The organism is Bacteroidia bacterium, from assembly GCA_033391075.1.
In the GTDB taxonomy this organism is placed as follows: domain Bacteria; phylum Bacteroidota; class Bacteroidia; order J057; family J057; genus JAWPMV01.
The window spans coordinates 348609-371537 of the sequence record JAWPMV010000001.1 but is presented as its reverse complement, the minus strand read 5'-3'; the positions used below and the strand labels follow the sequence as shown (position 1 = coordinate 371537).

Genomic DNA, 22929 nt, shown 5'->3' with positions numbered 1-22929 from the left:
AAACCGGGACATAAATGGGAATTTACTGCATCATTCTTTAACTTGAAAGTAAGAGACTAAAGCCTACATCATGCGTAAACGAAAACTCACTGCCACTCCCCTCACCCATGTCAAAAGACGTGATTTCTTAAAAGTTAGCTCCTTAGCTACTACCGGACTATTGATCGGATTCCATTTGGGATGTGAAGAAGAGGAGAAATTTACGGGTCCCATAGTGGATTTTACCCCTAATGTTTTTCTCAACATCAATAATCGGGGAGAAATCCTGATCACAGCTCATAGATCAGAGTTTGGGCAGGGAGTCCGTACCAGCCTTCCTATGATTGTGGCGGATGAGTTGGAAGCAGACTGGGAAAAGGTAAAGATCGTACAGGCCGAAGGGGATGAAGACAAGTATGGCAATCAGAATACCGACGGTTCATTCAGTATCCGCATGTTTTATGAGCCGATGAGAAAGGCGGGAGCAGCTGCCAGAATGATGTTGGAGCAAGCCGCAGCCGATATGTGGCAAGTCGATGTTTCAGAATGCCAGGCTGAAAATCATTTCGTCAAGCATACAGGAAGTAGCAAAAAGCTCAGCTTTGCCAAGCTGGCAGAAGCAGCAAAAGCCCTGGAGATTCCCAAAGCGGAAGATATTAAACTCAAGGATAAAAAAGATTTCAAATACATTGGCAAAAACATGCCTATCGTGGATTTACAGGATATCGTATCGGGTCAGGCCGAATATGGTATGGATGTAAAAATGGATGGGATGAAAATTGCGATGATAGAACGCTGCCCGGTTGCGGGTATAGGCGTAAAAAGTCTGGATGATGCTGCCGCCAAAGCTGTAGATGGTGTCTATAAAATTTATACCATGCCAGCTCCCGGCTTTCCGACAGGTTTGGATAAACCCTTAGGAGGTGTGGTCGTGATTGCTGATAATACCTGGGCAGCCATGAAAGCCCGAAAGGCTTTGGATATTGAATGGGATTCTGGTAGCAATACCTCTTATGATTCTCAGGATTATTTGGATACAATGGCAAAGCGAAGCCGCAAGAAAGGTACAATTCAGCGAGAATCAGGGAATGTAAAAAAAGCCCTTCGCAAATCGGATCAGGTACTTTCATCTACCTATCGCGTTCCGCATCTCGCACATGCAACTATGGAACCTCCTTGTGCACTGGTTCATTTTGATTCTGCAAAGAATTTCTGTGAGATATGGGCTCCGACTCAACACCCGCAATGGGCTCGTGGAGCAGTAGCTGGTGCTTTAGGCCTGGAGTTGGATCAGGTAAAAGTAAATGTTACCCTTGTCGGAGGAGGATTTGGGCGAAAGTCCAAACCGGATTTTGTAGTAGAAGCTGCCATGATTGCCAAAGAAACCGGCTTCCCCATCAAACTTATCTGGAGCCGCGAAGATGATATTCGCCATGACTTTTACCATGCGCTATCTGTACAGCATGTCGAAGTAGGTTTGGATGAAAACAAGCAGGTTCAAGCCTGGCATCACAGAACCGTTTTCCCTTCAATTGGAGGGACTTCTGTACCCAAACTTGCGGAACCATCTCCTGGTGAGCTAGGATTGGGATTCATTGATTTGCCTTTGGAGATTCCCAACATTTGTTTGGAAACTCAAAAGTCCGAAGCTCAGGTACGAATTGGCTGGCTACGTTCAGTCTCCAATATTCAACATGCATTTGCCATCTGCACCATGATGGACGAAATAGCAGAAGCCAGAGAAATGGATCCCATAGAAAACAGCCTGGACTTACTCGGCAAAGGTCGAAACATTGATGTAAAATCTATGTTCGAAGGCTTCGAAAACTATGGAGAAGCTCTGGAAGATTATCCCTGGAATACAGAAAGACTATCAGGTGTAGTGAAATTGGTCAAGGAAAAATCGGGCTGGGGCAAAACGCTGCCTGAAGGAAGCGGGATGGGCTTTGCGGTTCATAGAAGCTTCCTGACCTATGTGGCTTGTGTCGCTCAGGTAAAAGTCGATGATAAAGGAAATATTGAAATTCCAGAGATTCATTATGCGGTGGATTGCGGAACGGTTGTGAATCCGGATTCTCTCAGGAATCAATTTGAGGGAGGAGCCGTTTTCGGGACCAGTATTGCATTGAAAAGTGCGATTACCTTAAAAAATGGTGCTGTCGAGCAAAGCAATTTCCATGATTACCTATTAGCAAGGATGATGGACGCTCCTTCAGAGGTTCATGTCCACCTGGTAGAAAGTGATGAAAAACCAACGGGAGTTGGAGAGCCTCCGGTTCCACCGGTTATTCCAGCCATTTGCAATGCCATTTATAAGGCCACAGGGCAAAGGGTGAAAAATCTTCCAGCATCCCTGGAAATGGGCTGATAATTCCTCTCTTTTTGCCTAACATTGTGGGATGAAGAAAGCCCTTGTTTCTAGCAACCTCATCCTCTTCGCCATCCCGGCCATGATCTGGGGGTCCACCTGGTATGCCATTACCTTTCAATTGGGAAATGTACCCCCCATCTACTCTGTAAGCTACCGCTTTATCCTGGCGGGAGTAATTTTCATTAGCTATTGCCTGCTTAGGAAGATTTCCCTGAAATTTAGCCTAAAACAACACAGATGGATTTTGAGCCAGGCCCTTTTCCTCTTTGGATTCAACTACCTCTTTACGTACTATTCTGAACAATATATAGCCAGTGGCCTGGTCGCCATCATTTTTTCCCTCGTCATTTTCCTAAATGTCCTCTTTGGACGGATATTCCTCAAAACCCCTATCAAAAAACAGGTCCTCATCGGCGCCAGCCTGGGGCTTCTCGGAACCTTTCTCGTTTTTCAGCCAGAACTCGCCAAAGTTGAGACAGGTGATAAAACAGGACTAGGAGTTCTGTTGTGTATGGCTGGAGTTGTCATGGCATCTCTGGGAAACATTACTTCTGCTTACAATCAAAAACAGGATTTGCCAGTGATCCCCACTACCGCTATCGGCATGATGTACGGAGGGGTATTCATGTTTGGCCTGGCATTGCTCAGTGGGAATCCTCCTACTTTTGACACCTCAGCCTCCTATATCATTTCTCTGGTCTATCTTTCTATCATAGGGTCTATCGTAGCATTCACTGCTTACCTTACCCTAATCGGCAAAATTGGTGCGGATCGAGCAGCATATGCCCTGGTAGTGGTACCCGTAATTGCGATTCTGATCTCCATCATTTTCGAAGATTATAAAATAAGTCTTATGCCCATTATAGGGATTGTAATTCTACTCGCAGGAAATGTATTTGCCTTAAGAAAGTAAAAGCCTGTGTAAATTAGTTCTGCAATTCGTATATTAACTAAAGCACAAAAAGATAATTCGCATTCCTGCTTGACTTTTTGCTCTAATAGATACACAGCTGGTTAGCAGCCTTCCTGAATCTCTTGTAATTGCCATGAACTCCCAGATCTCATACGAAAAGCTATGAAGATGCTTTAATTCATTTAATTAACCCTAAAATGTTTTTCATGACACACTACAGAATGTTAGTTTGTTTACTTGCTTTGGCACTCGGATCTTTTTCTGCCTTCGCTCAAAGCAATGCCACTGCTCTACTCTTTTCTCCCGATTATGCCAAGCCTGACACCTCTGAATATCCAGATTTGTTTTATGCTCAAAACGCCTACAATCTCAAGGCAGGACTCGGTTATGTCAGAAATGGAGATTTTCGTTTTTGTTTAGGAGGTGGGTATCAGGTACCCATTGGAAACAGAACAGCGAAGAACAAACAATTGGTAGGAGGTATAGATGCGGCCTTGCACTATACCGGTTTCAGCAATGAAAGTTTCTCCAGCAATGTTACACAAGTTACGGTTAGTCCGCATATTGATCGCGTTTGCAATTTCAGCGAAAACGTCGATATGCGAGCAGGCTTGAGTCTTCCGATCGGATTTGGAAGATCTTCCAGCGAGTTTGATGGGCAAACAAGCAATAAGGATAATCTCTTAAACGTAGGTGTCAACTTTGATGTTGGAGTAGCTTATCGTTTGAAAAACGGTTCATTTATAAGTGCAGAAACCAGCCTTGCCGGAATCGGATGGAATAGAAGGACGTCTGTAGACAATCCGGATATATCTGTATCTGACAGCAACTTTTGGCTTGGGCTCAATAAAAACAATGCTGTAAGTTTTGCTTATAACATGCCCATAGGAGGCGATAATATGAGAAGATAATTCTAAAAGGGGAAAGTCGTATTCAGCAGAATTGGATGGATACCACCTTCCCCTTCCTTTTAGCAACTAATTTATTCATTTTCATCCTGTTGAGGCCTACTTTGGTATGGATTATGTTCCCTCTTTGATCGTATGCGCATACTGATCATCAACGATACCTTGACGATGGGAGGCAAGGAGAGACGCCTTGTCGAATTGCTAACTGGCTTGCAGGAATATCCGGATGTGCAAGTAGGCCTGACACTCTTTGCCAGGACTGAAGATTATCCGGAAATAAAGAAAGCTTTTCCCCAGGTTTTCGAGATGGACGTGGAGCTGTTTTTCCTCAAACGCAAGACTAAGAAAGACCTTAGTCTTTTCAAGCAATTCTATAAAGTCTATCGGGATTTCCAACCTGATTTGGTTCATAGTTGGGGAGCTATGTCTTCTATCTATTCTTTGCCGAGCGTCATCTTAAATAAGAAGAAAATAATCAGTGCGATCATTGCTGATGCTCCCAAAGATATGGGTTGGTCAGATTCTCGTTATTTTCGGGCGAAACTGGTTTATCCTTTTTCTGATTTGGTACTAGCCAATTCTAAAGCGGGCCTTCACGCCTATGACGCTCCGATGCACAAATCTGATTGTGTATATAATGGTTTTGATTTTCGCAGGATTGATAAGCTCCCAGATGAGAGTTGTGTTAGGGAACAGCTAGGAATAAAAACAGAGAAACTTGTCGCTATGGTAGCAGGTTTCTTTGATAGAAAAGACTTTGCTACTTATGTAAAAGCGGCTCAGGAAGTATTGGATAAACGGGAGGATGTAAGCTTCCTGGCAATTGGAGAAGGCCCTACTTTGCCAGAAGTAAAAGCTTTGGTAGCCGACAAGCACAAAGACCGCATACTTTTCCCGGGTCATCAAAGCCGCATTGAGGAAACCATAAATCTGATTAATATAGGTGTATTGAGTACCAATTCTCTGGTACATGGAGAAGGAATCTCCAATTCAATTCTGGAATATATGGCTATGTCAAAGCCGGTCATTGCTTCCTCAGGAGGAGGAACTGATGAGATTGTCGTGCATGGGGAAACCGGCTATTTGGTACAGCCCTCACAAGTTTCTGAATTGGCTGGACGCATCCACGAATTACTTGACGATCCGCTCTTATGTGAAGAAATGGGGCAGAAAGCTTATAAAAGAGTGTTTGAACACTTTAACCTAAATAAAATGGCAAAGCGATACTATGACATTTATCAGAAAGTATTGCATAATTAGCCGACCTGTTTTTCCAGATTTCTTCTCCCTCTTCCCTTAGTTCTTTTATGGGATGAGGAGGGATTGGGCTCAGTTTTTGAATCAGATAAAATTTCGTCTTTTATCGTGTAGTCTTTTGCCAGGCTATGTCCAAAAATTCGAAGCAATCGCCGGTCTTCGATTTGCAGGTATTTCCTCAAATCACGTAGCTCTTTAAAACGGTCGGATAACTCTGCACGAGATGCAAAGGCAAAATACAGTTCTACAAAACCTCTATCCAGACAGTCTTGAACAATAAACTCATAGAAAGGAAAAAGTGTGTCCGTATTAAAATCTGATTGATAGCTTTTGGGATCATATACAATCCTGCTGGCTTCGGGGAATTGATGATCGTGAAGAGTTCCGGGAAACCTCAGCGCGTATTTTCCATTTCTCAGCCAAGCAGCAAAAACAATCTTCGAATCTTTCACCAAGGAATAGAAATCATCCCCTCTTGCAAATCGGTTGAGGGCTTCCTGAAAAAGTTCCCTTCGAGGAACCAATCCCTTTCCCCCTTCATATTCCAGTAGGCAGTGGTAATCATTTTTCAGGATTTCATATCCTTCCGGCAATTCCATTTTCTCGCTTTCCCTTCTCATATCAATCGCCTTGTACACCTCGGTCTCTTCTGAATTATTGAACCAGCTTCCGATTCTTTTCAGGCTAGGACCAATTCCCAGTGTATTGACCTCATCTATCCATGCCAAAAAGTCAATTTTCCAGAATTTCAGGTCATACTGACTTATCCCCATTTGTCCCAGGGCAGTAGTAGATATTTCCTTTATTTTTCTTTCCAGACGGGCTTTGAGGAATTCCTTTTTACTGAAATAAAAATCAATTTTTTGGACCTCTCTGCTTTCATTGGCAAAGCGGGATTTATAGGCATCCTTGCCCGGAGTGAGGTCTATCCTTTCATATCCTTCTTCTGTGGATATCCGTGCTAGCTCAATGAGGTGAAGCTTGCCGGGTGAATTGCGGCTTTCAGAAGGATCATAGCTGGTATAACCAGCCAGACACATCTGATTTCCCTCTACGACTCCATGGTTGAAGCCTATGGGCTTATCATCCAGCCACAGCACAGAGAAATGATTCATATCCGGATAGTCTTGCATGTCTATCAGAAAATCCTTGATATGAGGATCATTTTCAAAAAGTCTACGATTGAAGATGGCTTCTTTTTTGAAATCGCTTTGCTTTGCAAATTCGTTCAGCAATTCCTCCATCCTTTCCTTATCTAAAATACGCTCATAACGAAAATCGCCTCTTGCTTCATATTGTTTGAAACAACGTTTGACATTCGCACGTTTCCGAATTTTTCTGAGTTTGGCAGGATCATTAAGATTCCAAAGAGGATCAATGATTTCTTCTGTTAGGAAGTAGATTCCCTCCTTCGCCAATTCCTTCTCATTAAGCCAACTAAGATTTGTACCAGGTGCCAGCCAGTTCAGCTGCCAGTCTTTAAAGGACAAAGTTTCTTTCAGGAGTTTGAGGCTTTTGAGTAGAAATTCAGCCTCATATTCAGGACTTGCTATCCATCCGTGATACTCTGCAAGTTCATTACCTGCACATACCACATACTTATGTTTTCTGCATACGGCGAGGGGTAAAACAGCGATTATTCTGCCTTCTTCATTCTTTGCAAGAACAAGTAGAGGTGAATAGCTCTCAAAGTAGTGTCTATACCAGGTGTAGACAAATGCGGGATTCTGTAGGGCAGTAAACTTATCCTGCTTGCTTAGTAGATTTCCCCATTCCAGTACATACTCATCAATTGACGCTATTTCCAGAACCTCTTGATTCTGATAATACTCAATTTTGCAGCTCATATTTACCTTGGTTATTCCTTGAACTTAATAAAAGTGCTGCCAGGTAAACGCATCAGTGTTTACGGCTATGTATCAGCCATAATCCCATCTGATAGTCAAAAGCTCAAACATTATGCCACCTAATGAGAGATAATCTTGTCAATCCAAGATCGAAAGCAAATCTCAGCTCCTGAATAGGGCGAATTTCATCGAAACGAGTAATACTATCATCATATTTGGCCATTCACGCTCTTATTTAAACAAAATGTCTGAACAGTTTTAACCAACTGCTCAGACATTAGAATTTAATTAAATTTTATTCTCATTCTTTGTTCTCCAGCTTTTGAAGCCTAATCTCCATTTGCTCAATCAACTCTTGTTGTTTTTTTATAATATCCTGCTGCTCCTGGGTAGCTTTTATAAGTACTGGAATGATGTCCGAATAGTAGACTCCCAATCGATCCAGTTTTACTTTGGTCAAACTCTCATCCTCTTCACTCACTTCATAGTTGTGGGTTTTTACCACCTCTTTTAGAATAGGTATTAAATCCTGGGCGAGGAGTCCCAGTTTAGCTTCGCTATCAGGTCCCTCTTTCCAATTATAGATTACCGGATTGAGTTTCATGACTTCATCCAATCCATATGGAATAGGCAGGATATTTTCCTTATCCCTCATATCTGAAGTATTGACCACTCCACTCGTAGCAAATACATCATCATACCTAAAAGTAGAAGTACCGACATCATAGGTATTATCTGCAGAGGGTCTTACATCCCCTCTGACAGCGATTTCGCTGGTCCCTCCATCTTCAAAATATTCTACTGTTTGTAAGCGGACCCGACCATTTACATGTAGGCGATCCAGAGGAACCGTAGTACCTATTCCTACATTTCCATTTTTACGGACGGTAACTGCATTTGCTCTTGAACTAGGTCCGGTCCCTATTCCTATCTCAAAAATGGGATCACTAGAAACCCAACTCGTAGCACTTCCTCCTCCAATATTGTAGCGTCCTACTGCCATGGAAGCAAAAGATTGAGCACGTACGGCATTTCCAATTGCAATAGAATAGATTGCTTGTGCCTCTGCAAAATAACCGGCGGCAAATGAATAGTTAGCTTCTGCATCTGTACTATATCCTAAAGCGGTAGATCCGAGCGCAAAGGCATCAGTATTAAATCCCATCGCTGTAGAGTATTGTCCATCAGCATTGGTAAAGAAGCCTGATGCAAATGCATAACTATTGGTAGCTTCTGTATCCCTTCCCATAGCGGTAGCACCAAATCCCTGTGCACGAGTATTTAATCCGGAAGCAAAAGAATACAGACCTATACTATCGCGGTTCCAGTAAGTAGAAGCTGCTCCTGTAGCAACTGTACCTACCCGGAATGCATGGAGATCGGGTAAGAACATGAGTTTGTCTCCATTTCCCAAAGTGTCCGTTCCAAAAAGTATCCGACGTTGATTACCTACATGAAAAGCAACTTTGGGTGAAATGCCTACTCCTATGCCTACCTCACCATCTCCAGTGATGGTCATAACATCGCCAGAGGTTCCGTTCCAAAAATTCAGGCGATCATTTCTATTATTCGAAGCTATATATGCAGCAATCGACCAATAATTGCTTCCATTATTATTTTGAAATCGCATCCTTGCATAATCATTTCCGTTTTCATGGAGCAGGATATGAGGATCGGAAAGAGAGCTATTTTGTCTTACTTCGAAACTGCCTTCCGGATCAGTGGTGCCTATTCCTACATCTCCCGAATTATAATATGCATTAGTCCCGTTTAGCGTCCAGACACTAGAGCCTGAATTATCGTCTGCAGGGGCCCATTGAGATCCGTTCCATTTTAGGACCTGTCCGGATGCTGGAGCAGTATTCGCAACGCTATTTCCCTGTATACCCGAAACAGTAGGGTCTGGATAGGTTCCACTTAAATCTCCTCCAGCCGCTGCTCCGAATAAGGAATTATCATCCGCAGCTTCCCATTGTCCATTGACAAAAGCCAGGACCTGATTTGCAGCAGGCGGTGTGTTGGAAATTGTTTGTCCCTGTAAAGCAGTAACAGTAGGATCCGGATAAGTTCCTCCGAGATCACCCCCGGCTACGGTACCGATCGTAATGTCATCAGAAGCATCTGTATCCCCGCTATTTGTTAATACCCCTCCGCTAAAATCCAAACCCGGACCTACGGTTAAGTTCAAGGGTGGTAGCGTAACACTTCCTCCTCCATTATTCAGGGTGATGATGTTTCCGCTTATAGATAGATTTTGAATCTCATTTGCTGAGTCGATATCTCCATCCTCCTGAAGATCATCCTGAGGAATCCAGGAAGAGCCATCCCATTTCAAAACCTGCCCAACTAAAGGTGCCTGATTGGTAACATCATCTAAATCTGTAAGGGTTATATTTTCGACACTTGAGGCTGTTTCTGCATAAAGCGCAAAAGGAACACTGACCAATTCTGTAGTCCCCAGATTTTGGAAACCTGTCCCATCATCAATCTCGACTTTGAGAAAATACGGACCCTGGGACCAGGGAACGCCATTGAAGGTTCCGGATAAAGGAGTTCCTCTTCCAATCACCAGTTCAATTAGGCCAAAACCATTACTGGTAGTATTATGAAGTTCCTGGTACACAGTATTGTTACCATCTTCAATGCTAAATCTTACGCCCAGTGTTTGATTGATTTGTAGGTTTCCTGTATTACCCCGTACTACTGCCTGATAGTTAATCCCCTGAGGAGCTTGTGAATAGAGCTCTGCAAATCCAAGTAATAGTAAGCAAAGCAAAAGTAGACTTCTGTTCATGACTAAGTATTATGTGAGAGAATAAAAAATAAGTCACCCTTTGGGAAAAGGGTAAGGGAGGCTGCTAATTGGAAAACTAAACGATTGTTAAGTCTTTAGTTACTAGGTAATTATAACGATTAAAAGAGAGAAAAGCCAGCAATTCGCCTGTAAATTGACAACCAACAATTTACAGATTTCAGCGTTTTATCTACATAAATGCCTTCTCATGTATAAAAGATATCTGTCCGTATTCCTGGGCCTGATTTTCCTATTTGCCTGTAAAAGCAGTCTCAAAGGCCCTATAACAAGTCCTCAAAGTAAAAATATATATCGAGTATTCCCTTCTCAACAGCAAGAAGGAGGAGATGCCCAAAGAGGATTGGACTATATAAGTTATGGAGATGCTGTCGGAAATGGAGTACCCCTGGATATCTTCAATCGATTTTTCGGCAAAAGCCAGGATACCGTTTTGAATCGAGAAGGCGATAATTCTCATTTGCCCTATTTCTTTACCGCCTTTGAAAGCAGTAGTAAAGAAATGCTGGTGAGTGGAAATTGCTTTACCTGTCATGCCGGAGAACTCAATGGAAAGGTAGTCCTGGGTTTGGGGAACAGCCTTGGAGATTTTACCCGAAATATGAAGCCACCTTTTGATATTATTGCCTGGATGATCAAGCGGAAATATGGGAAGGATTCGGAAGTCTGGAAAAATTATGAGGAGCAGCATAAATGGTATCAGCAAGTATTGCCCGCCATTGTAATGCCTAAACTAGGAATCAATCCTGCTTTTCGCATAGAAGAAGCTTCTCTCGCTTTTAGAAATCCCGATGACCTGAGTTTTAAAGAAGAGGCTAACTATAGCATACCGGAGCTTGCCATTGGGACGGATGTTCCTCCTCTTTGGCATGTAAAAAAGAAAAATGCTCTCTACTTCAATGGAAGTGGACGAGGGGATTTCACCAAATTGCTGATGCAGGTTTCCGTCCTGGGTATTCATGATAGTACAGCGGCCCGGGAAGTACAGCAGAACTTTAAAGACGTACTGGCCTGGCTAGAATCATTGGAGGCTCCCAAATATCCGGGAGAAATTGACCAGGAACTTGCCCTCCAGGGCAAACAGTTGTTCATAGACAATTGCGAAAAGTGTCATGGGACCTATGGCAAACGCCCTTACTATCCCAATAAGATCATCCCTATCCATGAGGTAAAAACTGATTCCATCTACGCTCAATATGCCATGAACTCTGAGATATTTGACTGGTATAATGAAAGTTGGTTTGGGAAATCAGCCGATCCCGCTCAGTTGATTCCTTCTTATGGATACATGGCTCCTCCCCTAGACGGAATCTGGGCTACTGCTCCCTACCTTCATAATGGATCTGTCCCCAATCTGGAAAGCCTCCTGGAAAGTTCCAAAAGGCCAACCTATTGGTCTCGGAGTTTTAAGTCAACAGATTATGATTTGGAAGCAGTTGGGTGGAAGTTTTCGGTCGAAAACAATGGTCAGGGCAAGAAAACCTATGATACCAGCATGCTTGGCTATGGAAATTATGGCCATACCTTTGGGGATGAATTTAGTCCAAAAGAAAGAAAGGCTGTAATTGAATACCTGAAAAGCTTGTAATCCCAAAAAAGCTTCCTAAATTTTCGCGATAATCGCACTTTATGAGATCCGCTTACCTTTATTCTTTATCAATAGCCTTCCTCCTCTTAGCCTGTAGTAAAAACCTGATGCTGGATGCTCCGAATCCCCGGGAACTTCCTGCTGAAGTCTATCGGGTTATGAAAAACCGCCAGGATGTAAGTGGAGATCCTGAAAAAGGATTCAACTACCTTACTACGGGAGACTATATAGGTTCAGGAATTCCTATATCTGTCTTCCGGAAAAACATGGAAAAATTTACCGACACTATTCTGGATAGAGAAGGAAATAACAAGCACATCGCATACGAAAATATTGCATTTACCGCTTACAATGGTGCAGAAGTTGTGAGTGGGAGTTGTTTCTCCTGCCATTCTGCGGCTTCCTATAGTTTGGATGGAAAAGTAATTTTTGGATTGGGCGGACCGGGTACCGATTTCCAGGCAAACCTTCCTCGCCAATGGAAGCTTTTGAAGATAATCGCTAAACGGGCGAGCAGGAAGTCTCCTCTTGAACAGGAAGCTTTCGCCCATTACAATCAATGGTTCCAACCCGCATTGAATTATGTTCAAACGACCAATCCCATCGTAAATCCGGCCTTTCGCCTCGAGGAAGCTTATGCTATGCATCGCAATCCTGTGGACCTGAGCTACTCAGCAGAACCACAATTTGAAATGAATGCATTTAATATTGCTTCTGATGTCCCTCCCCTATGGAACCTGAAAAAGAAACAGGCGCTGTATTATAATGGAATGGGGAGAGGGGATTATTCTAAAGTGCTGATGCAAGCCTCCACTCAAGGAACCGTTGATAGTACTTCGGCTAGAATTGTACAGGAAAAGTTCAAAGATGTGATTGCCTGGCTTTACTCTTTGGAAGCACCCAAATTTCCTGGCGAAATAGACAAACAATTAGCTCGTCGAGGAGAAGAGATTTTTACTTCTACTTGCGAGAAATGTCATGGGACCTATGGTCGCCGCCCCTATTACCCTAATAAAATTGTGCCTTTGGATGAGATAAAGACTGATCCGCTATATGCACAGTATTTCGCCCAGCAATCTCATCTAGCCCAATGGTACAATTCCAGTTGGTTTGCCCAAAGCCCTCCTAAATCCGAGATGAAGGTATCCGCTGGCTATATGGCCCCTCCCCTGGATGGCGTTTGGGCCACAGCCCCTTATTTACACAATGCATCTGTTCCAACTCTGGAAGATTTGCTCGATCCCAGTCAAAGGCCCACCTATTGGTCGGTTACAAGTACTCCGCAGGGACTGGAATATGAAATCGATGATAAGATTGGTTTACAATACCTGGTAAAAGAGGATGGTAAGGATAAAGGAACCTTTGATACCAGTCAGCCAGGGTATGGAAATCAGGGACATGATTTTGGGGAAGAATTAAATGCCATAGAGCGAAGAGCAGTTATCGAATATCTTAAAACCCTTTAGTCCAAAACAACTACTCTTTATTCTCAAATATTTCACATGAAAAATATTACCAATTTTTCACATATATAAGATTTCCCAATATCGGATATTGGGAGTATGAAGCTCACAAGAAAACTCCCCATAGTTGTCAGCGCTCTCTTACTCTTTGTCTTATTGATTCCGTTCCAGTCCCTTCAGGCACAGATTCCGTCTTGTGCAACTGATGAGGCCACTGATATTCTGATTAAACAGAATCCTGCCTTCCAGAAAAAGCAGAAAAAAGCAGATACCGATACCTATGAGCAAATGAAGCTTAAATGGCCTTCTCTCAGGAATAGAGCCAAAAGTAATGCTTGTGGGAACGATAATGAAGAAGTATATACTATACCGGTAGTCGTCCATGTGATGCATCTGCCTTCAGATAGTATAGCCGGTATGGGTTCCAATCTCAGTGATGCAATAATTCAGGCAGGCATAGACCATCTGAATGAGGCATTTCGAGACCAGGGTGATTTTGCCGGAGGGCCTTTTCATTCAAACGCCAGTAGTTTTGGTATACAGAGTTCGGATGTTAAGATTGAATTCACTTTGGCAAAAAGAGACCCAAATGGTAATAGCACCGATGGTATAAATCGTATTTCAACCGATTATTCTAACCTCGCATATGCGGCTGATGGTCCTACGGGATTTTCCAGTCAGGATGCATATATCAAGAGTCTTTCCTATTGGAATTCCAGCGACTATGCCAATGTCTGGCTCGTAAATGAAATTTGTAAATACGAACCCGACTCTATTTGCGGAGTAGCGGGATACGCTTATCTGGCTGGAGCACATGGAGCCAGCTATGATGGGATCGTAAATGAAGCCAGATACTGGGGTTCGTCCTATCACGCCAGCAAAGTTCACATTCATGAATTTGGCCACTACCTCAACCTCTATCATACCTTTAATGATCCGGATGGAGGAGGAAGCAAAAGCCCCTGTGAAAACGGAGATTGTCTCAATGATGGAGACTATGTATGCGATACCCCTCCGGACAACTCTTCATCAGCAGTCAATTGCAATAGCAATGGTACAGCAAACAGTTGTACTACAGATACAGATGATAGCAGCAGCAATAATCCCTTTACGACGGATGTCGATGACATGTATGAGAATTACATGGATTATGGCTATCAAAGCTGTCAAAACACCTTTACACCTGGGCAAAAAGAAAGAATGCGCCTGGCCCTTACTACTACCAGGAGTTCTTTGCTCACTTCTACCGGAGCAATACCTGTGAGTTCGGTGGATGCTGAAATTGCCGACATAATAAGTCCGGGAAGTTCATCAGGCTGTGAAAGTTTTACCCCTGCAGTTTCCCTCAAGAACCAGGGCAGCAGTAGCATTACTTCGGCTCAACTAGCTGTCTTTTTGGATGATGTCTATGATCATTCTTTTACCTGGAATGGAAGCATAAGTGCGGGAGCGACAGAGACCATCAATCTGAGTAGTCTCACTGCAGGAGTCGGTTCTCATAATATCAAAATCTATTTACAAAATGTGAATGGAGTTAGCGGAGATGGATATGCCCAAAACGATACCTCCAGTATTTGTTTTGAGATTTATACTCCCGGAAGCTCCTTCCCTTATTGTCAGGATTTCGAATCTATTTCAGAAGCTCCTGCAAATTGGAGTGAAGAAAATATCAGTGGTAGTAATCTCTGGAGCACCTTTACGGCTGGTACGGGCTGTAGTGCTGATTTGGGTAGTACGGCTTATTACCTCGACAACTGGAATTCCTATTATCCCGGAACAGGAACTAGTCTGGATCTTTTCCTCAATAGCATGGACCTAAGTAATCTGCAGGATGCCAAGCTTTATTATACACGCTCCTACAAAGCCTCTTATTCCAACCGGCAGCTTTCCATGGAAATCGCTATTTCTACAGATTGCGGACAAAGCTATAGTACGATTCAAAGTCTGAATAACTCTCAATTAGCAACATCTTCAGGTTTTGAGTATTTCCTCGGCTGGGAACCGACAGCCTGTGATGATTGGACTACCGACAGTTTGGACTTAAGTGCTTATGTCGGAGGAAATGTCATGATTAGGTTTCGGGCGAATATACAGGCCTATTATGCACAAAATCTTTACCTGGACAATGTATGTGTGAAAGGAACAGCTACGGCTAGCTGTAATGGCCTGGAGTTGAGCATCGGTTCAACAGATGAAACCTGTAACAATGCCAATGGCTCTGCTACGGTTCAGGTTGCTGATGGAACAGCTCCATATACCTATAACTGGAATAGCCAGCCGGCCCAGACAGGAGCCACAGCCACAGCTCTGGCCGCAGGGAACTATCAGGTTATTGTAGAAGATAATATTGGATGTAAAGATACCGCACAGGTAGTCATTAGCAATACAGGCAGCCTCCCAACAGCTGGCTTCAATTTCTTTAGTTCGGATTTGGATATGACCATCAGCAATACCAGTAGTAGCAGCACCAATATGAGTTTTAGCTGGCACTTTGGAGATGGAAATTCCTCGACCGATACAAATCCCAACCATACTTATGCCGGACCAGGAACGTATACAGTTTGCTTATTAGCGACCAATGATTGTGGAACGGATACTTTATGTAGGGATATTACCCTCAACTGTCCGAAGCCGGATGCAGGTTATACTTACAGTGCAAATGAACTCCAAGTTAGTTTTCAGGAAGGCAGCATTAGGTCTACTTCCTTTAGCTGGGACTTTGGGGATGGCAATACTTCTACAGATGCCGATCCCAATCACAGCTATGCTTTGCCCGGCACATATACTGTTTGTCTGGTAGCGATCAGTATTTGCGGAACGGATACCTTTTGTCAGGATATCACAGTAAGCTGTCCGGGACCAGAAGCAGATTTCAGTTATCAGGCAACTAATCTGGAAGTCAGCTTCAGCGATCTTTCAGTAGAAGCAGAAAGTATCAGCTGGCATTTTGGAGATGGCAGTACTTCTACACTGACAAATCCTGTTCATAGGTATGATAGTGTGGGTAGCTATGAAGTTTGTCTGATCGTAAGCAATCTTTGTGGAAATGATACGATTTGCCAAACTGTAGAAGTCGATTGTCCACTTCCTACTGCAGCATTCGGATACGATGCCTCACAATTGAATGTGATTTTTCTGAATCAAAGCAGTTTTTCGACTTCCTATATATGGGACTTTGGAGATGGAAACACCTCCAATCTCCCCAGGCCTTTCCACAGTTTTGAGCTTCCCGGCACATATAACGTTTGCCAAACAGTATTTAATGATTGTGGGCAAGACAGCATTTGTCAAACTGTTGTAGTTTCTTGTCCAGGGCCTCAGGCTGCCTTTAGTTATGATTTGAATGGATTGAGTTTGACTCTTTTCAATAATTCCAGCTCTAATGCAGAATACAACTGGGACTTTGGAGATGGCAATACTTCCAAAGATTTTGAACCCCTTCATACTTTCGACAGCATAGGGATCTATATGGTCAGTCTGGAAACGTCTACGATTTGTGGAGCCGATACCAGTAGTTTGGAAATTGAAGTGAGTTCAGCGACAAGTATCTCTCCAGAGCAGTTGCTAGGGGTTTCTGTTTATCCCAATCCTAGTCAGGGTATATTCTTCCTGGAAATTGAAGAAGTGAAAGCGGACCGATTAGAGATTCAGGTAAATGATATCAGAGGCAGGGTAGTATTGGATAAAGCTGTGGACTCATTTTCATCCAAAACCAAAGAACAAATCGACCTTAGCGGGAATCCTGAGGGAATCTATTTCCTCAATGTTCAAGCGGGTAAAAAACGATTTGTCCAGAAAATTAGTTTGAGAAAATAAGTTGATGTTAAATAGAAAAAGGGACAGCTCTTATCGGCTGTCCCTTTGTTTTTTACAAACACTGCAAAGCAGGTAAAAACATATTATTGATCTGGACTTTTTTCACATTTCTAAAGCTGAGGGGAATGTGCTCATAGTAAGCATAGAAGGCGCCCTCTCCATTAATGGCAATCTTCACGAATCCTATGTGAAAGAGCTTTTCAAAAAATTTCTCCGGTTTATCTAAAAAATCGGTAATCCAGTCGATCTCTGGATGACTGTCGTGCATATCAAACAATATTTCCTCTACTGCCAGAATAAAATTCGCCTTCTTAAAGACCTTCTTTCCTCCTTCAAAAGCACTTAGCAATTCTTTGATGCCTGGCAGTTCATCTTCGTATTCTTTACAAAAATCCTCCAGGCGTTCGGTAGAAAAGCGTTTCTCCACCCCTTTAATGGTTTCCAAATCCAGGCGCATCCGATTGTAGTCCTCCTCCACAACTGATTCGATAAAACTGTCAAGTGATAAGGAACAAAAGTGAATGACTTCCCGAGGGCGGTTGAGGGTGTGCTTGACCAGGTATTCAAATGCTCCTGGCTCGAAGATGCACTGCACCACCTGATCATTTCGCATAAATTTGTAGTGCTTTCTTTTCTCTTTGATCTCCTTGCAATTTTTGATTCGCTGACAAATGAGATTTTCCAGACTTTTGTAGTCCCACTTCAGCACCTCAATGTCGTCGCGGAGCTTCTCAGTATCCCTGAATATCTCGGATAGGTTCTTGTACATATCCTGTCGCAAAGAAACGTATATATTCAGGCCCGACATGCCGTTGAGTTTGATGGTAGCCGAAATCAATCCGCTGATAAAATTCACAGCTTCCTTGGTATTGTTCCAGCCCGTATCGAGTTCATCGATGAAGATGTGTACCGTATAGGTTCGCAAAATATTCTCCAGGGCTTTCTCCGCCTTTCTGATTTCCCCCATATTAAAAAGGGAACTGATTTCACGTGCATCTCCTATTTCACCCGAAACCGTAAGCTTACTATCGATAGTGAAATTGATCTTGGAAACAGCAATCCTCTTGAGAAAATGAAGAAAAATTTCCAGGCGCCCTTCATAATCGATGTAATCATTGTCCCGGAGGTAATCTCTGATCACCTCTATGTTTTGCTCATGCTTACGAGGCACACCGTGTTTTCGAAAATAGTCCAGAATCTCAATAAAGATTTGAATGAGGAGGGTATAATTCCAGGCTACGCTGTAAGCCGCTTTGATGTCATAGATATCATGTTTCAATCGTTTGAAAGCATCATACGAATAATCCGTAGGCGTTATCTGCAACACGATATTATTGCCATTATCGGAGTATTCATGGGCAAGTTGATTAAAGAGGGCACTTTTTCCTGATCCCCGATATCCAATGTAGAACAGTTTTTTTCGGCCTTTATTCCGGGCATTTTTATAGGCTCGGGTAGGCACAAAATACTCCGGAAGTCTATCCCGTTCTTTTTCAGCTGAGGATTTTCCAAAGTTTACTTTAGCAAGGTTAATTTTCATGAGAGGGAATGGATTAGGGTAAGCCTTCCCTTTCTGCCTTGAGAAAATGTTAGTAATAAAAATTCGATCGGAGAAACTCCTAGATAAGTTTCCGATGGAATTCAGGGAAAAGAAATAAAAATAGCCTTCAACAGAAGGAGGTTTCTGCAAAGCATAAAAGGAAGACATTGAGCAAGGTTTAACAAAAGAGCGTGTATCCGATGGGAAAAATCGGCTACGCATATGCCCTATTCATTTATGCAGATCTAAGAAATCAAGATGGAGAGAATCAGGATCAATCGATAGCACTATTATTACATATTGATAAAATATTTAGCTACCCAAAACAAGCTCACCGCAATTATTTAAGCGAATACAAGTCAGCTGTTCAGCCCATCTGAGAAAGACGCCTTGCTGACAAATGCCTCTTCCCCAAGGCCTTAAATTGCAAAGACTTAATATAATAGATCCATTATGAAAAGATCTTCAAAAGAAGTTTGGTTGGTTTCGGGTCGGAGAACCCCTTTTGTAAAAATCGACCGCGAGTTTAAAGAGATTGGGGCAATAGCCCTCTCTGTTCCTGTAGTTCAGCAGATGATACAGGAGCAGGGAGTCGATCCCGATTTTCTCATCTGGGGTACTGTTGCCCCAAATTTAGGATATAGCAATCTGGGCCGTGAGATTATTATGGATGCTGGATTGGATCAGCGAATTCCTGCATTTAGTACGGTCATGGCCTGTAGTACCAGTATGCTGGCGGCTATTGAAGCAGCTTCCATGGTTGACGAGGATGGACTGGCATTGGTCGGGGGTGTTGAAAGTATGAGCCGGGTACAATTAGGGCTCAATCAAAACCTCTCAGACTGGCTGCGTCGCTTGTTTCAGTCCCGAACCTTTTCAGATCGAGTCAATCAGTTGGGACAATTGAGATTGGGGGATGTCAAACTCCATATCCCAAGTGTATCCAATAGAACTACCGGTTTAAGTATGGGCGAACATTCGGAGATTACCGCTAAAAGATTGGGGATTCAAAGGGCGCCACAGGACGAAATTGCCCTAAAAAGTCATCAAAACTATTTCAAGGGAAAGGAAACGGGCTTTTTTGATGATCTGCTGATAGAGTTGGAGGGTGTGAAAGAAGATAAGATTCCTCGCGCTACCACCAATCTGGAAAAGTTGGCCAAGCTAAGACCGGTATTTGATCGCTCGGAAACAGGTACCCTTACTGCGGGTAATTCTTCATTGTTGACAGATGGTGCAGCAGGACTTTGGGTCGCGGGTAAAGAAGGCCTAGGGCGATTAGGCAAAAACCAACATGCTGTCAAGGTATTGGATTGGGAGACTGCTGGTGTAAATATCGAAGAGGATGGTTTGCTTATGGCGACAACCTATGCGATCCCTCGGATTTTGGAGCGGCATCAGCTGAGATTTGATGAAGTGGATTTATGGGAAATCCATGAAGCTTTTGCTTCACAGATTCTCGCCAATGTCCAATTGATTGAGTCTGAAGATCATTTGAAGAAAGTCGGGACGAATTTTGAATTCGGTGATTTCCCCTGGGATCGACTCAATCCAAATGGTGGAAGTATTTCTATAGGCCATCCATTCGGAGCTACCGGTGCTCGCATACTAAGCCAGGCCGTCAAGGAATTGGCAGCAATGGGCCCTGGCAAAAAAGCGATTGTCAGTGTATGTGCAGATGGGGGTTTGGGAACCGTGATGTTGCTGGAAAGCTAGGGAGCCTTCACGCCATTCAATAATTTATCCAAAGTCTTCTCCAAACGGGACAGCTTCGTGGCTTCCCGTTTGGCGGAGCTTATCCAGCGAGCATATTCCTTGCGATAGGTGTAAGCCAGACCATCGTAGAACTCCTTCGCCTTAGGATTGTCATCCAGCAACTTCTGCAACTCTTCGGGCACCTCCACGATCCTTTCTTCTAAATCCTTCTCAACCGTTACCTCAATAAAATCCCCAACATCCTTATTGATCTGCGCGCGGATATCTTTGCGAATAATCAGGATATGACAGGGACTTCCCATCTTCGCCAAAGACCCTCGATAGGGAATCCCATCAAAAGTAGCTTTCACCTTAGCCAGGTTTCTTTCCCCAAAAACTTCATATACATCAAAAGGGATCTCCACATAAGCAGAGTTCTTATACTTGGGATCAGTGAGCATTTCGGCTTGAAAGCGATGGATCATAAAACCGTATTAGAGTTTGCGAGTGTTAGTGTGTTAGCGAAGATGTACAATATAAAAATTTAGCAGATATCCCTAAAAACCAAAACTCAAACACACTAACACCCTAATACACTAGCACTTTTTCCTTACACAAACAATCATTCACTTCCCACACATACTCACCCAGCTTACACGCTTATGCATTTCAGGGTAACGTGGGGAGGGTGTGGGCGTACACACAAATGAATGCAAACACACACAGACCCTTTTTTAACAGACCCAACAAACACAGATTTCGGTCCTTGCAACAAACAACACCGCCATTAGCCTAAGCTCTAAACAATCTTAGCTCTGCTCTTATGAAAGATCAAGACCAAAAGACGAAAAAGACAAAAAGCCTCAAGGAGGCACTGCAACAAGACTTTGCGGAAGCCTTTGAGGTCGATCTCCTGGAAGTAGAAAATTTCTACACAGATGATCTGGAAGAATTGGATTTTGATTTGGAGGACCCTATAGGAGATAGCTTCTAGCTATCTCCATCCTTTCCCCTCCAAGCAGAAGAATTTACAAACAAGCATATGTAATCCAGGGCGCAAGCCCCAGTGCAAACACCATGATGTCTATAATGCCCTAAACTCCCTTTCTAAGATGGGGAGTTTTTTGTTGGGATATTCTGAAGTGTTGTAGTCCGGCTGTGTTATAGTTAAAAGCAGCTAACTTCCGCACTATAACACTAAAACACCTCCCTAACATCTTACGGAATCTTCCGCTCTTCCTCTTCCTGCACCTCTATCAATTCCTCCGGCAAAGTCGCATCGGTAATGATATGAAGGTCTCTTTGTGGAAAAGGTATCGTTATGTTGTTCCTGCGGAAATCAGAATCGATCATAAAGCGGATATCACTTTCGACGCTTTGATGGTCCTTGAAATCCTCCAGCCAATAGACCAATTGGAAATCCAGAGAAGATTCTCCAAAATTGATAAATAGAACTTTGGGTTCCGGGTTTTTCATGACCCGTCCATGATTTTCGGCACAGGATTTCAGAACTTTTCGAACCTGCTGTAGATTAGATCCATAAGCCACTCCTACATCAACTGAAAAACGCGTTTCTCTATCATTATAACTCCAGTTGAGGATATCAGAATCGGAAAACATGCGATTGGGAACAATGATACTGGAAGAATCCAGGGTTTCTATTATAGTAGTTCGCAAGCGGATTTCCTTTACTTCTCCTTCTATATTTCTTCCTTTAATCACTAGCCAATCTCCTACCTCTATGGTTCCATCAAACAGGATCAAGACCCCACTCAGGATATCTGCAAACGTATTTTGCAAGGCCAGACCCAAACCCACAAACAAGGCAGCGGAGCCCACAAGGATCGCTCTCAGGTCCACATCCAAAGAGGAAATAATAACGATTACTGCCAGAAGGTAAGCCAGGTATTGGAAAATCTGATAGATGGCCATCCGTCGTCCCTGATCCATGGTCAGGCGTTTTGCTTTCCCTTGCTCAATAAAAAAGCGATGGAAATTAGTAACCAGATAACGGGTGAGTAAAAGGAGAACTATCCCGAAGATCACATTCCCGACCCGAATACTTTTCTCATTTCCCAGAGGTAGTACCGTAAAATTCAGCAATTCGCTGAGTTTAATCCCCAAGACATCTAAGCCTAATAAAATCGCTCCCCCAACCAGAAAAATGCGATAAGCCCACAATCCTCTATGCCTTGCCTTTGAGGAAGCTGCCAGTTTCCGAACCAGCAGAAAACGCCCTTTCATAAACCATTTCCCAAACCGCAGCAAAATCCAGGTACCCAATACGATCCCAATCACCCAAAGTACTTGCGCAACTTTGAGTTCATAGCCTTCATAGCTAATGAGTACATACTCCACAAATGATCTGAATTGATCCATCTTATATTGGCTTTACCGTTCCAAAATACGGAAAATCTACATCTCCTGTTTTAAAGACATCAGCAAGTTTCCAAGGTCCAAAATCCCGCCACAAATTTTCCTTCAATTCCAACCCTTTCTTTTTGTCAAAACTCTTTAACACATATTGAAAACACTCATGAAGAATATCCAAAAACTCGGTCCCCTTTATGTCTTCATAGGCATTGTGTCAGGATTCAGTATGCTGATCGGTTTTTTCCTCTGCCTGAAAATCCCCACAGAAGATTTGGATGCCCTCATTTTATTTTATTCCTTAATTGCTGCTTGCATCGGTATCTTATTTCTCCAACTTGAAAAGCTGAGGCACAATTCCAAATCCTGA

15 protein-coding genes are annotated in these 22929 nt (G+C 43.0%); 10 read left to right on the top strand and 5 right to left on the bottom strand.

Annotation, left to right across the window (positions count from 1 at the left end):
- The first annotated feature begins 70 nt into the window (after nucleotides 1-70).
- From R8P61_01440 to R8P61_01425, 4 genes are all read left to right on the top strand, one after another.
- Nucleotides 71-2347 carry a molybdopterin cofactor-binding domain-containing protein gene (locus R8P61_01440; protein MDW3645710.1) on the top strand — a complete coding sequence of 759 codons (2277 nt, stop codon included), beginning with the start codon at nucleotides 71-73 and terminating at the stop codon, nucleotides 2345-2347.
- Between the two features lie 31 nt (nucleotides 2348-2378).
- On the top strand, nucleotides 2379-3263 hold the full coding sequence (locus R8P61_01435) for an EamA family transporter (protein MDW3645709.1): 885 nt from the start codon (nucleotides 2379-2381) through the stop codon (nucleotides 3261-3263).
- Between the two features lie 206 nt (nucleotides 3264-3469).
- Nucleotides 3470-4174: a hypothetical protein gene (locus R8P61_01430; GenBank protein ID MDW3645708.1), complete on the top strand. Its 705-nt coding sequence runs from the start codon at nucleotides 3470-3472 to the stop codon at nucleotides 4172-4174.
- A 132-nt stretch (nucleotides 4175-4306) separates the two neighbouring features.
- Nucleotides 4307-5431 carry a glycosyltransferase family 4 protein gene (locus R8P61_01425; GenBank protein MDW3645707.1) on the top strand — a complete coding sequence of 375 codons (1125 nt, stop codon included), beginning with the start codon at nucleotides 4307-4309 and terminating at the stop codon, nucleotides 5429-5431.
- Here the strand turns inward: R8P61_01425 and R8P61_01420 are convergent.
- Complete coding sequence (locus R8P61_01420; protein ID MDW3645706.1) at nucleotides 5428-7275, bottom strand: GNAT family N-acetyltransferase; 1848 nt, start codon at nucleotides 7273-7275, stop codon at nucleotides 5428-5430. The two genes, R8P61_01425 and R8P61_01420, sit on opposite strands and share 4 nt — an antisense overlap.
- A gap of 301 nt (nucleotides 7276-7576) precedes the next feature.
- Nucleotides 7577-10069: a tail fiber domain-containing protein gene (locus R8P61_01415; protein MDW3645705.1), complete on the bottom strand. Its 2493-nt coding sequence runs from the start codon at nucleotides 10067-10069 to the stop codon at nucleotides 7577-7579.
- Nucleotides 10070-10277: 208 nt separating this feature from the next.
- On the opposite strand from R8P61_01415, the gene R8P61_01410 reads away from it, so the two are divergent.
- From R8P61_01410 to R8P61_01400, 3 genes are all read left to right on the top strand, one after another.
- Entirely contained in the window at nucleotides 10278-11675 is a 1398-nt protein-coding gene (locus tag R8P61_01410) for a c-type cytochrome (protein ID MDW3645704.1), read from the top strand.
- A 41-nt stretch (nucleotides 11676-11716) separates the two neighbouring features.
- Nucleotides 11717-13141, top strand: a complete 1425-nt coding sequence (locus R8P61_01405) for a hypothetical protein (protein MDW3645703.1) — start codon at nucleotides 11717-11719, stop codon at nucleotides 13139-13141.
- 96 nt (nucleotides 13142-13237) lie between these two features.
- Entirely contained in the window at nucleotides 13238-16954 is a 3717-nt protein-coding gene (locus R8P61_01400) for a PKD domain-containing protein (protein ID MDW3645702.1), read from the top strand.
- 52 nt (nucleotides 16955-17006) lie between these two features.
- Here R8P61_01400 and R8P61_01395 read toward each other — a convergent pair whose 3' ends face one another.
- Nucleotides 17007-18494 (bottom strand): hypothetical protein, encoded by a 1488-nt coding sequence (locus R8P61_01395; protein ID MDW3645701.1) that lies wholly within the window; start codon nucleotides 18492-18494, stop codon nucleotides 17007-17009.
- 453 nt (nucleotides 18495-18947) lie between these two features.
- On the opposite strand from R8P61_01395, the gene R8P61_01390 reads away from it, so the two are divergent.
- Nucleotides 18948-20210: an acetyl-CoA C-acyltransferase gene (locus tag R8P61_01390; GenBank protein ID MDW3645700.1), complete on the top strand. Its 1263-nt coding sequence runs from the start codon at nucleotides 18948-18950 to the stop codon at nucleotides 20208-20210.
- On the opposite strand, the gene R8P61_01385 is transcribed toward R8P61_01390, so the two are convergent.
- Nucleotides 20207-20674: a YdeI/OmpD-associated family protein gene (locus R8P61_01385; protein ID MDW3645699.1), complete on the bottom strand. Its 468-nt coding sequence runs from the start codon at nucleotides 20672-20674 to the stop codon at nucleotides 20207-20209. The genes R8P61_01390 and R8P61_01385 overlap by 4 nt on opposite strands.
- A 338-nt stretch (nucleotides 20675-21012) precedes the next feature.
- Here R8P61_01385 and R8P61_01380 point away from each other — a divergent pair, with 338 nt between their 5' ends.
- Nucleotides 21013-21183, top strand: a complete 171-nt coding sequence (locus R8P61_01380; GenBank protein MDW3645698.1) for a hypothetical protein — start codon at nucleotides 21013-21015, stop codon at nucleotides 21181-21183.
- 224 nt (nucleotides 21184-21407) lie between these two features.
- Here the strand turns inward: R8P61_01380 and R8P61_01375 are convergent, their stop codons facing one another.
- Nucleotides 21408-22568, bottom strand: a complete 1161-nt coding sequence (locus tag R8P61_01375; protein ID MDW3645697.1) for a mechanosensitive ion channel — start codon at nucleotides 22566-22568, stop codon at nucleotides 21408-21410.
- Between the two features lie 157 nt (nucleotides 22569-22725).
- On the opposite strand from R8P61_01375, the gene R8P61_01370 reads away from it, so the two are divergent.
- On the top strand, nucleotides 22726-22929 hold the full coding sequence (locus R8P61_01370; GenBank protein MDW3645696.1) for a hypothetical protein: 204 nt from the start codon (nucleotides 22726-22728) through the stop codon (nucleotides 22927-22929).